Source organism: Sphingomonas sp. CCH5-D11 (assembly GCF_001557395.1).
In the GTDB taxonomy this organism is placed as follows: domain Bacteria; phylum Pseudomonadota; class Alphaproteobacteria; order Sphingomonadales; family Sphingomonadaceae; genus Sphingomonas.
This window is the reverse complement of the sequence record NZ_LSKH01000323.1, coordinates 1-10,286: the sequence shown is the minus strand read 5'-3', so window position 1 is coordinate 10,286 and position 10,286 is coordinate 1. Positions and strand designations below refer to the sequence as shown.

Genomic DNA, 10,286 nt, shown 5'->3' with positions numbered 1-10,286 from the left:
GCGATCACCTCGCCGTCGGACGGGATCAGGTCGTTGGTCTCGACCAGCACCACGTCGCCGATCTTCAGCTGGCTGGCGGGGATCGTGTCGCAGGTTCGCCCATCACCCTTCAGCCCGTCTCCCTTCAGGCGCTTGGCGGTCAGCTCCGCCTTGGCCGCGCGCAGGCTGGCCGCCTGCGCCTTGCCCCGCCCTTCCGCCAGCGCCTCGGCGAAGGTGCCGAACAGCACCGTCAGCCACAGCCAGATGACGAGTTGCAGCTTGAAGCCGGTCGACAGATCGTCCTGCCCGATCACCAGCAGGATCGTCATCAGCGCGGCCGCCGCGGCGGTGACGAACATCACCGGGTTGCGGACCAAAGCGCGGGGGTGGAGCTTCACGAACGATGCCCGGGTCGCCGGCAGGACAAGCTCGGCGGTGAACAGGCTCTTGGTCTGGCTATGTGCCATGTGGCGCGCCCTTTATCAGAACAATTGGCCGCGGATCATCGCGAGATGATCGGCGATGGGCCCGAGCGCGAGGCTCGGCAGGAAGGTGAGGCCGCCCAGGATCAGGACGATGCCGACCAGCAGGCCGATCCACAGGCCGCCGGTGGTGGGAAAGGATCCCGCGCTTTCCGGCGTGTGCTTCTTCGCCGCCAGGCTGCCGGCGATCGCCAGCATCGGCACGATCACGAAGAACCGCCCCAGCCACATGGCGATGCCCAGCAGCGCATTGTAATAAGGCGTGTTGGCGGTCAGCCCGGCAAAGGCCGAACCGTTGTTCCCCACCGCGCTGGTGAAGGCGTAAAGGATTTCCGAAAAGCCGTGCGGCCCCTTGTTGAGCGGCCCGGCAAGCCCTGCCTCCAGCACCGATGACAAGGCGGTGAAGCCCAGGATCACCAGCGGCAGCACCGCGATGGCCAGCACCGCCAGCTTCACCTCGCGCGCCTCGATCTTCTTGCCGACATATTCGGGCGTGCGGCCGACCATCAGCCCGGCGACGAACACCGCCAGGATCGCGAACAGCAGGAAGCCGTAGATGCCGGCCCCCACGCCGCCGACCACCACTTCGCCCAGCTGGATGTTGAACAGCGGGATCATCCCGCCCAGCGCGGTGAAGCTGTCGTGCATGGCGTTCACCGCGCCGCACGAGGCGGCGGTGGTGACGACGGAGAAAAGCGCGCTGGCGGCGATGCCGAAGCGTACGTCCTTCCCCTCCATGTTGCCGCCGGCCACGTCCAGGCCGTGCAGCACCGGATTGCCCGCCGCCTCCTGCCAGTAAGTGACGGTGACGCCCGCGAGGAACAGGATCGCCATGGCGCCGAGGATCGCCCAGCCCTGCCGGGTGTTGCCCACCGCCCGGCCGAACGTCCATGTCAGGCCGAAACCGATCAGGAAGATCGACAGCATCTGGACGAGGTTGGTCAGCGCGGTCGGGTTCTCGAACGGATGCGCGCTATTGGCGTTGAAGAAGCCACCGCCATTGGTGCCCAGCATCTTGATCGCTTCCTGGCTGGCGACGGGGCCCAGCAGGATCGACTGGCGCGCGCCCTCCAGCGTGGTCACGTCGACCGCGCCGGCCAGCGTCTGCGGCACGCCGCTGGCGATGTAGAAGATCGTCAGGACGATGCAGAGCGGCAGCAGCAGGTACAAGGTGATGCGCGTCACATCGGCCCAGAAGTTGCCGATCGTCGCCGCGCTGCGCCGGGCGAAGCCGCGAAACAGCGCAAAGGCGAGCGCGATGCCCGTCGCCGCCGACAGGAAATTGTGGATCGTCAGCCCCAGCATCTGGCTGAGGTTCGACATCGTGCTCTCGCCGCCATAGCTTTGCCAGTTGGTGTTGGTGGCAAAGCTGATCGCGGTGTTGAAGGCGAGGTGCGGCGACAGGCCGGCCAGTCTCTGCGGGTTGCCCGGCAGCATGCCCTGCGCGCGCAGCACGACATAGGTGAACAGCGTCAGCGCCGTGTTGAACAGCAGCATGTGCAGCGCATAGCGCCGCCAGCCTTGCTCGGCCGCCGGATCGACCCCGGCCAGCCGATAGAAACCGCGCTCCACCGGGCCGAGCGCAAGGTGCAGCGGCGTGCGCCGCCCCTCGTACAGCGCGAACAGCCACAGGCCGACCGGCTTGGTGAGCGCCAGGAGGATGGCGAGAAAGCCCAGGATCAGGGCCCATCCCGAAATGGTCATGGCAGCGCTCCTTTCAGAAGCGCTCGGGGCGGATCAGCACCGCCACGAGATACAGGAGAAGCCCGGCCGCGGTGATTGCGGCGAGCCAGAGATCGAGCGTCATGGGCGCGTCCTCATGTCCGAATGGGTCAGGCCGCGTCGCACAGCCGGGCATAGGCCAGCGTCGCCGCGAGCAGCCCGGCGATGGCGAGGATCGGCAACAGGTCCTGCATGGGTCGTTCTCCAGTCAGAAGGCGGCGGTCAGCGCGGCGACGATCGTGCCGCCGGCGATGCTGCCGGTGCCGTCCTGCCCCTTGCTGAAGGCGGGCCGCAGATAGGCCGCGGCGCGGTTCGAAATGTCCGTGTCGACATAGGCGAGGCCAAGCGTCAGGCCGCGCCAGCTGGTGTCGAGCCCCAGTGACCAGTCCCAATAGGCGCCGGTCGGTGATACGGCGGTGGCGTTCGGGCCAAGGCCGTCCTGCCCCCGGCTATGGCCGATATGCGCCTTGGCGGTCAGCGGCGTGCCGGTGATGGCCAGCGCGGCGTCACCCCACAGATAGAGATTGTCGTCCTTTGCGCCGGGGTTCGTGTAGGTGCCGGCCGCCGCCGCCGCGCCGCTGCGATACCAGCGGCCCAGCGCCTGCTGCCGGGGCGCATAGGCGACCCCGGCGGTCAGCGTCGCCGGCCCTGCGGTGCCAGTCAGCTTGGCGAAGGGCTCGGCAAAGTCGGTCTTCGCCGCCCCGCCCGGGTACATGTACCAGGTCAGCCCCACGTCGAGCGTGGCAGTGTCGCCCAGCGCCGCCTTGTATCCGGCGAGGAGATCGAGCTCCATGTTGGCGCCGCCGAACGTGCCCCATCCGGCAAGGTTCGATGCCCAGACGCCCGCATAGAGCCCGCTGGCATGGCTGACGGTGATCCCGCCCTGCACCGCCAGCTGGCGATCCGATTGCGACACGCCGCGAAAGCGATAGTCGCTGACGATGCCCGCACTGCCGCTGACGGTGATCGGCAAAGGTTGCGCCGGCCCGCCGCCCTGCGCCGCCTGCTCCTGCCCCGACTGGCCCTGCACGGCTTGGTCCTGCGCCGCCTGATCCTGGGACGATTGCGCCTGCGCACCCCCTGCCGCGCCCGAAAGAACTGCCGCGACCAGTGCGGCGTGACGAAACTTCATTGCTCCACCCTTCCCGGCGATCGCCGTGTGGCGATGCCTTCAGGACAGGGCGATTAGGCTGCTCGATCGTAGCAATTCGAGATCGATTCCCGCCAACCGCATATAGCTGGCGTATAGTTGGCGCTCCGCCGGGCCGTGCCGCCTGCGCTCCACGGATCTACGTAACGACATCACGCTATGGACGCGTATTCGCGTGAATGGTATTGTATAGGCATAAAGAGAGTTGTTGTTAGCGACTCCGAAATGCGCCGTTGGACGGCACGCATGAAGCAGAAAGAAGATCTTCTGCTGAACGCATATTGGCTCCCTAAGAGAATGTGTTTGCCGACCAGACTGTCTGGTCTGCTACTACCGTTATCTATCAGTTGTCCTGCCTGTCGTATGTGCAGGTCTGCGTTGCGCCATCTTTGAAAGACAACCATCGCCGATGCACTCGGCGGTGCCGAGGCGGCGTGTGCGTCGATCTAAACGAAGAAGTTCGCCCGATCGTGAAACTTGCGGAGGATATATGGCACAGTCACCGGATTATGATCCCAATCGTCTGAACCAGCAGGCCGAGGCCTTGTCCGTCATTGCCGCCAGCCCGGAACTGCGCAAGATCTTGGCCGAGATCGCCGCTGCGCCGCCCGAAGCACGGCTGGAAACGGCCGAGCGGATCGCCAGTGTCGATGCGCTGAAGAAAGCGGGCGTCGCCATTCCGGACGGGCTGCGCATCGCGACGCGCTATTTCGAAAACCCCAATGATCTCATCCGGGGCGACGTGATGATGAATCCGGAACCGTCCTTCTTTTCCCTGGCCGGTGGCGGCACGACCTGCGTTTCCGTCGGCGAGATTGTCTGCGTCTCCTATGGCTGGGAGCCGCTGCAGTGAGCGCCCCGCTGCCGGCAGTGCGCATGCCGGACACCAGCGCCGAACCCGCCGGCACTCCCGGCGACATTACGGACAATATCCGCGACGGACTGTTGGTCCTTCAACGGTTTACGTCGCGCCCGGCGTTTCAGGCGTTGCTGCAGGAACTATGGGATCAGCCGCTCGCCCTGCGGCATGAATTCGTGTCGAACGTCATCCTGAACCCTGCGGAACTGCGCGATCGGGATATCATCGTGCCCGATGACATTCGCATCATGCGTTCCTCCTTCAGGGACGATCGCCCGACGCTGTTCTGCATCGTCCGCTACGTCCGCGAGGGGCTGGGATGGAGCAAGGTGACGATCACCTTCGACAATCCCAGCGGCGACCCCGCCTTCCGCTACGCCGCCATCCGACAGGCATTCAACGGCGAGGCAGCACGCGGCCAACACCATTGAAGCGGTACGCCTGTCCGTGATGCGTTCGGATCGGCCTGCCGCAGAGGCTCGCAACGGGTGCCACCGCCCCCGCCGTTACGCCCATCGGATCGCCATGCCCCGCCCCTAAGGTGCCGCGATGCGGGTGTCCTTCAGGGCGTCGACGCGCAGGCGGGGGAAGACCTCTTCCATCGGCTTGCTGTCGGGCAGCACGTAGACATAGCCGCCCTTCTTCTGGAACTGCGGGCGCAGCAGCCGGGCGTAGAAGGCGCGGGGCACGTTGATGCAGCCGAAGGTGATGCGATTGTCGTCCGGCGTATCGGACAGCATCCGCTCGCGCCGGCGTTCCTTCTTGCTGCTGTCGGCCGGGATCGTGTGAATGGCGACGGAGGTGGCATAGTCCACCCACAGGACCCGCTCGCGTCCGAAGGCGAGGCCGAATTTCGCCAGATAGCGGCCGGCGGGCGTGGTCTTTTCGGCCGGGCCGATCTGCGACAGCTTCTTGCTGCCGACGCCCGCGGTCGCATCGTCGCCGGGCGCGATGCCGATCAGCACGGGCACCTTGTCGAGCAGCTTGCCGCCCGCCGTGTAGAGCGACAGCGAGGCGTCGTTCTTATCGATGATGGCATAAGGCAGCTTCTGGTTGTCGCCCTCCGCCGCTACCCAGCGCGCCACGCGGCCGGTCTCGGCGGTCTGCACGATCGGGGGCGCGGGATTATCCTCCGCCGGTGCCTTGGCGCTGTTCTTGGCGGCGGCTTTCTTCTTGGTACCGGCCTTTTTCGCGCCGCTTTTGCTGGCGCTCGCCTTGGCGGCACTGGTCTTGGCAGGATTGGCCTTGGTCGAGGAAGCCTTGCCGGCGCCGGTCGCGCGGGCGGCGGCGGTTTCCGGCGGCTGGGCGGTCGCGGCCACGGGAAGGATCAGCGACAGCCCGGCCAGCGCCCGCAAAACAGCGATCATCGGGTGGTTATGCTCACACATGCGGTCGCCCACTCGCATGGAGCGGGCGACCGTGTCTTGTTTGTTGATCGCGGGCGATCAGTTGCGCGGGCGCTTGCCGCGCGATTCCTGCGCCTGCAGCCGCTGCTCCACGCCGTCGACGCGGCCGTTGAGCTGATCGAGCCGCTGGCCGCTGGTCTGCAGCTGGGCCGATGCCGCCTGCGCTTCGGCGAGGGCCGCCTTAGCGGTGCCGTCGGTCTCCTGCAGACGGGCCTCCAGCGTGTCGACACGCTGGCTCACCGGCGCGATCTGCTCGCGCACATAGGATTTGGTGGCGCAGCCGCTGACGCCAACGGCGCCCACCAGGAGAAGTGCCGCCGGAGCAATTTTGGACGCATACAGGTACATTGCATGTCTTTCGATCGTTAACTAGCCGCAACAACGAAGCTGAGGGCGGAATTTCCAACAATCCTCATTCTGTTCAGATGTGCTTGTTTTGCGGTCAATTGAGCAAAACCGCGCCACACTCCCGAAACTTCAAAAGGTTTCGTGATTCGCGGCAGAATTGCGTTTTTTCTTTATCGATCCGGCCGCGGCTCCTTGGCGAACGGATCCTTGGGGATGGCCTCTCCCGTTGCGCCGCGCTCGCCGCCCTTGCCTGGTCCCGCCGTTCCGCCCGCCTTCTGCGCCGTCACGCAGCGACGCAATTCGGCCACCGCCGCGCCGCTGCCGGTCAGGTCCAGCCGCGCCACCGGCACGTCGCCGCGCGACACGTGCAACGCGCGCGATGCGGCGAAATAGGTCGGGAACTGCGCCTCGAAGGAAGAGACGAACCCCTGCTTCCCCTCGGACCGGATGCCGACCGCGAAATGATCGGCATAGCCGCCGCGCGACAGGCGATAGCTGAGCTTCAGCTGTTCCTTGGGCTTGATCGACCAGTTCGGGTTCAGCACCGACAGATGGTTGGATCCGTCCACGTCCAGCCCCAGCAGCACGGTCGTGCCGCCGTTGCGGTCGAACTCGCGCGTCACGAAACAGCCCTGCCCGTCCTTGCTGACCGCCACCGTCCAGCCGGCAACATTGCGCGCGGCGTAATCGGCGGCCGGCGCCACCGCCGGCAATGTGGCCGTGGCGGCAAGAACGAGGGCGCCGGCCCGGCTCCGGCGGCGTAGGACCGTGGCGGTGGATCGTAGCGGCATCACCATCAGCATCTGTCTCCCGTGGCGCATCGGCGCGGCGCATTGGCTGGCGTCGGCCTAGCGGGCGCGCGGCGCCTTGACCATCGCGCCGCATGCCCCGCCCCCGCACACACCGCCCACACGCCGCCGACACGTTAGGAGAACCAATCGACGGCCTTGCGAGTTGGCGAGGGCGAATGCGCAGGAGTTGGCATGTTCTTTCTGTTCTCGCGGCGGCTGGGCTGCGCGGGGTCGTTGCTGGTGTCGGCGGCGGTCACGCTGCTGCTGCTGTATCTGCTCGGTTGGCTGTGAGGCGGCGGCTCCGCGCGCTGGCCGCGCTTCCCCTCGCCGCCGCGCTGGCAAGCTGTGGCCCCGGCGCGCCCGATCCGGCCGGCGCCATTTCGCCGGAGGATCGCGCGATCGGGGCCGAGCAGCATCCCGTGCTGCTCAGCGAGTTCGGCGGCGAATATGGCGGCTCGGTCGCGCTTTACGTCCAGCAGGTCGGCGAGCGTGTCGCCAGCGCCGCCGGTCTGCAGCAGCAATGCACCTTCACCCTGGTCAACAGCGCGGTGGTGAACGCCTTTGCCGTGCCCGGCTGCTACATCTATGTCACGCGCGGGCTGGTCGCGGTGGTGACGAGCGAGGCGGAGCTTGCCTCGGTGCTGGGGCATGAGCTTGGCCATATCATGGGCCGCCATGCGCAGCGGCAGGAAAGCCGCTCGATCTGGCGCCAGCTCGGCGTCATCGCGGTGGCCGTCACCGGATCGGAACGGCTCACCCGCCTTGCCAACCAGGCCGCGCAATATTTCGGCCTGCGCTATTCCCGCTCGCAGGAATATGAGGCGGACGATCTGAGCGTCCGCTATCTTCGCGACGCCGGCTATGACGTGCACGCCGCGGCGGACATGCTCGCCGCGCTGCAACGGCAGGAACGCTTCATGACGCAGCGCGCGCGGGAGGATGACGCGCGCAGCGTGCCGGAATGGGCGCTCAGCCATCCGCTGACGCAGCGGCGGATCGCGCGCGCGCAGGAAACGGCACGGGATACCGGGCTGGCCGATGATGCCTTGCCCGAACTGGAGGCGCCCTATTTCGCCGCGGTCGACGGGCTGCTCTTCGGCGACGATCCCGAACAGGGCTTCGTGATCGGCAGCCGCTTCGCCCATCCCCTGATGCGCATCTCCTTCGAGGCGCCGCCCGGCTTCACCCTGATGAACAGCCCGCGCGCCATTCGCCTGACCGGGCCGAACGGCATTTCGGGCGAGTTCGGCGGCAGCCCTTTGCCCCCCGGCGGGCTGGCGCGCTACGCCCAGGCGCTGGCCGCGCATGTCGTGGGCGATGCGCCGGCGGAGATCACGGACGTGTCGCAAATGCTGGTGAACGGCCTGCCGACGATCATCATGCAGGTGCGCCTGGCGGTGCGCGACGGCGCCGTGCCGCTCGCCATGGCGATCTATGATGGCGGCGATGGCCAGGCCTATCATTTCATCATCGCCTCGCCGCCCGCGGATGCCAGCGCGCAGGCGATCGCCAGCCTGTTCGCTTCCTTCCGGCGGCTCTCCCCGGCGGAGGCGGCAACACTGCGCCCGCGCGTGATCCGCACGGTTGCGGTCACGCCCGGCGACACCCCCGCCACGCTCGCCGCCCGCACCGCGGATCCGGCGCCGGCGGCACTCTTCTCGCTCCTGAACGGCCTGGAGCAGCGACAGCTACGCCCCGGCAGCCCGGCCAAGATCGTGGTCTATGCGGGCCAGCCGTGACGCCGGGGCGGGCCAACCAACACGATCCGCCAACCAGCTGTGCGCGACCCCGCGGCCGCCAAACACGTCGACAGCCGCAAAACCTTCGTCATCTCGACCTTGGACGAAACCGAAGCGAGAACCCGTCGCCCCCCTCAAACGCCACGTCATTCCGGCCTCGCGCCGGGATCCAAGGTCCCGCGAACGCAACGATGTGAAGGATTGCGCCCCACGGCTGCCGGCACAAGCCTGCCCTGAGCTTCGCCAAACGGGCCGGCATGACGGCGTGGGCTCAGGCCCCGACCTCAACGATCGCGGAGCGCAGCCGGCAGATCCGCATTTGCCGGAACCTTGGCGACAGCACCCGCAACCACCTGGCCCGGCCCTGCGCGAGCCGCTGCGAACGTTTCCCAAAGCCCCGCCACCTAGGTCTTATGTGGCGTCTGCGACACCCGCCCCCCTCACACGCCACGTCATCCCGGCCTCGCGCCGGGATCCAAGGTCCCGCGAACGCAATGGTGTGAAGGTTTGCGGCCCGGTGGACGCCGGCACAAGCCTGCCCTAAGCGTCGCCAAAGGATCCGGCATAACCGCGTGGCCGGACCCAGCCCCCCAAAAACAACTTCAGTCAGCGCTACGCCAAGGACCTTTACGCCCGCTCCGCGACGATCAGGCGCACAAGCAAGCGCACCATTGTCTGAACTGCGGCAAGCATCCACTCCTGGTCGGTCATCCGCTCCCCCGTTCGTCACGGATCGCCAGGGGTTCGGCGCCTTGCTTACCCCTTCAGACCCATCCGCCGCCGTGCTTCCGCATCGCGCCGGTCGCGCCGCGCATCGCGCTCGCGCCGCAAGCGCCGCGCCTTGACGATCCGCAACGTCGATACGGCGAAGATTGGCGTGGCAATCCCGGCGGCTATGAAGATGGACATCCTTTTCTCCCCAAAACGAACGCGCGCAGTAACGCATTCGGATCGGGCGATAAGCATCCCTCTGCCAAGCACTTATCCAATTTGGGACAGAATGTTCAAGAAGAGCAAACTACGTACGGATGAACGCCATATTTGCTTAACCAATATCAACAGGTCGTCCAGTCGACGCCGCCTTGCCGCCGATCATCTGGCGCAAGTTCAAACCGGCGACACGGTCGCAGTCAAAGCCGAAGGTGAAAGTGAACGCCAGTATCCGCGTCGGTCGCGCCATTGGCGCAGTCTCAGCCTGAACCCGAGCCCGGCATCGCAACGGCATCGCTATGGCATCGGCATTTGCGCTAGGTGAGCGCCCCGCCGGAAGGGAGTTCGAACAGCAGGGCGCTCAACTAACGGCAGAAGGTGCCGCTTTCGGACTATTGTCCAGTTCGCCCCACATTACAAGAAAGCGCGCTCACGCCCCGTTTGATGATGTCGCGCCCGCCCGTAGGATCATCGTCACCGAATAGATTCCGCCCCCATTTGGGACAGATCAGATCGTGCGGCGTTATCGTCAGCGCCGCTGTCCCCAGCCCGCGCAAGGGTCCATCCCGTCGAACGGCGACGGCGTCTGCCAAAAGCCCTCGATCGAGACCGTCCGGCGTGCCCGGCTGGCCTCTTCCAGCCAGTGCATCGCTTCCTTCAGAGTCGGCGCGGCACTGGCGCGTTTTTCCAGCTCTTCCCAACGTTTGGCCATGTCATTCCCCCTTAGATACGTGTTTTCCGTATTCCCCCAATCAATCTGGGCAGGAATCAAACCGATTCGCAACCCTCTATCCACAAGGGTTAACAAAGCGCGCACAAGTAACTGCGCGAAGTGCCTACCAGTTGTTGGAATGTTCAGCGGCGGGACGATTCACAGATC

The 10,286-nt window shown here is 66.3% G+C and carries 12 protein-coding genes and 1 pseudogene; 4 read left to right on the top strand and 9 right to left on the bottom strand.

The window, feature by feature from the left end; translation table 11 throughout:
* The 4 genes and pseudogenes from AX702_RS20130 to AX702_RS20115 form a co-directional block, all read right to left on the bottom strand.
* Window positions 1–446: pseudogene (locus tag AX702_RS20130) on the bottom strand (potassium-transporting ATPase subunit B); the annotation flags it as partial.
* A 15-nt stretch (window positions 447–461) separates the two neighbouring features.
* Window positions 462–2,165 carry a potassium-transporting ATPase subunit KdpA gene (gene kdpA / locus AX702_RS20125; protein ID WP_066782166.1) on the bottom strand — a complete coding sequence of 568 codons (1,704 nt, stop codon included), beginning with the start codon at window positions 2,163–2,165 and terminating at the stop codon, window positions 462–464.
* A gap of 13 nt (window positions 2,166–2,178) precedes the next feature.
* The gene (kdpF, locus tag AX702_RS20120) at window positions 2,179–2,268 is read right to left on the bottom strand and encodes a K(+)-transporting ATPase subunit F (protein ID WP_066782165.1); all 90 of its coding nucleotides are present in this window, start codon (window positions 2,266–2,268) and stop codon (window positions 2,179–2,181) included.
* Window positions 2,269–2,391: 123 nt separating this feature from the next.
* Window positions 2,392–3,315: a TorF family putative porin gene (locus AX702_RS20115; protein WP_082746397.1), complete on the bottom strand. Its 924-nt coding sequence runs from the start codon at window positions 3,313–3,315 to the stop codon at window positions 2,392–2,394.
* A 508-nt stretch (window positions 3,316–3,823) separates the two neighbouring features.
* Here AX702_RS20115 and AX702_RS20110 point away from each other — a divergent pair.
* Window positions 3,824–4,186: a hypothetical protein gene (locus tag AX702_RS20110; protein WP_066782164.1), complete on the top strand. Its 363-nt coding sequence runs from the start codon at window positions 3,824–3,826 to the stop codon at window positions 4,184–4,186.
* Window positions 4,183–4,623: a hypothetical protein gene (locus tag AX702_RS20105; protein WP_066782163.1), complete on the top strand. Its 441-nt coding sequence runs from the start codon at window positions 4,183–4,185 to the stop codon at window positions 4,621–4,623. The genes AX702_RS20110 and AX702_RS20105 overlap by 4 nt, the downstream gene beginning before the upstream one ends.
* 105 nt (window positions 4,624–4,728) lie before the next feature.
* Here the strand turns inward: AX702_RS20105 and AX702_RS20100 are convergent, their stop codons facing one another.
* The 3 genes from AX702_RS20100 to AX702_RS20090 all read right to left on the bottom strand — a co-directional run bounded on the left by AX702_RS20100 (window position 4,729) and on the right by AX702_RS20090 (window position 6,767).
* Complete coding sequence (locus AX702_RS20100; protein ID WP_331710430.1) at window positions 4,729–5,580, bottom strand: hypothetical protein; 852 nt, start codon at window positions 5,578–5,580, stop codon at window positions 4,729–4,731.
* Window positions 5,581–5,637: 57 nt separating this feature from the next.
* Window positions 5,638–5,946 carry a hypothetical protein gene (locus AX702_RS20095; protein WP_066782161.1) on the bottom strand — a complete coding sequence of 103 codons (309 nt, stop codon included), beginning with the start codon at window positions 5,944–5,946 and terminating at the stop codon, window positions 5,638–5,640.
* 170 nt (window positions 5,947–6,116) lie between these two features.
* Window positions 6,117–6,767, bottom strand: coding sequence for a hypothetical protein (locus tag AX702_RS20090; protein ID WP_156455614.1), 651 nt, complete (start codon window positions 6,765–6,767; stop codon window positions 6,117–6,119).
* 257 nt (window positions 6,768–7,024) lie between these two features.
* On the opposite strand from AX702_RS20090, the gene AX702_RS20085 reads away from it, so the two are divergent.
* Window positions 7,025–8,476 (top strand): M48 family metalloprotease, encoded by a 1,452-nt coding sequence (locus AX702_RS20085; protein ID WP_066782160.1) that lies wholly within the window; start codon window positions 7,025–7,027, stop codon window positions 8,474–8,476.
* A 756-nt stretch (window positions 8,477–9,232) separates the two neighbouring features.
* On the opposite strand, the gene AX702_RS22260 is transcribed toward AX702_RS20085, so the two are convergent.
* On the bottom strand, window positions 9,233–9,385 hold the full coding sequence (locus tag AX702_RS22260) for a hypothetical protein (RefSeq protein ID WP_156455613.1): 153 nt from the start codon (window positions 9,383–9,385) through the stop codon (window positions 9,233–9,235).
* 91 nt (window positions 9,386–9,476) lie between these two features.
* On the opposite strand from AX702_RS22260, the gene AX702_RS22255 reads away from it, so the two are divergent.
* Window positions 9,477–9,731, top strand: coding sequence for a hypothetical protein (locus tag AX702_RS22255; RefSeq protein ID WP_156455612.1), 255 nt, complete (start codon window positions 9,477–9,479; stop codon window positions 9,729–9,731).
* A 204-nt stretch (window positions 9,732–9,935) separates the two neighbouring features.
* Here the strand turns inward: AX702_RS22255 and AX702_RS20080 are convergent, their stop codons facing one another.
* On the bottom strand, window positions 9,936–10,118 hold the full coding sequence (locus AX702_RS20080) for a hypothetical protein (RefSeq protein WP_066782159.1): 183 nt from the start codon (window positions 10,116–10,118) through the stop codon (window positions 9,936–9,938).
* Between the last annotated feature and the right edge of the window lie 168 nt (window positions 10,119–10,286).

Bases quoted from the DNA above. Each gene is read 5' to 3' on its own strand.
- AX702_RS22260 (WP_156455613.1), bottom strand. From the start codon at position 9,385: ATGTCCATCTTCATAGCCGCCGGGATTGCCACGCCAATCTTCGCCGTA.
- AX702_RS20095 (WP_066782161.1), bottom strand. From the start codon at position 5,946: ATGTACCTGTATGCGTCCAAAATTGCTCCGGCGGCACTTCTCCTGGTG.
- AX702_RS20090 (WP_156455614.1), bottom strand. From the start codon at position 6,767: ATGCGCCACGGGAGACAGATGCTGATGGTGATGCCGCTACGATCCACC.
- kdpA (WP_066782166.1), bottom strand. From the start codon at position 2,165: ATGACCATTTCGGGATGGGCCCTGATCCTGGGCTTTCTCGCCATCCTC.
- AX702_RS20100 (WP_331710430.1), bottom strand. From the start codon at position 5,580: ATGTGTGAGCATAACCACCCGATGATCGCTGTTTTGCGGGCGCTGGCC.
- AX702_RS20115 (WP_082746397.1), bottom strand. From the start codon at position 3,315: ATGAAGTTTCGTCACGCCGCACTGGTCGCGGCAGTTCTTTCGGGCGCG.
- AX702_RS22255 (WP_156455612.1), top strand. From the start codon at position 9,477: ATGTTCAAGAAGAGCAAACTACGTACGGATGAACGCCATATTTGCTTA.
- kdpF (WP_066782165.1), bottom strand. From the start codon at position 2,268: ATGACGCTCGATCTCTGGCTCGCCGCAATCACCGCGGCCGGGCTTCTC.
- AX702_RS20080 (WP_066782159.1), bottom strand. From the start codon at position 10,118: ATGGCCAAACGTTGGGAAGAGCTGGAAAAACGCGCCAGTGCCGCGCCG.
- AX702_RS20110 (WP_066782164.1), top strand. From the start codon at position 3,824: ATGGCACAGTCACCGGATTATGATCCCAATCGTCTGAACCAGCAGGCC.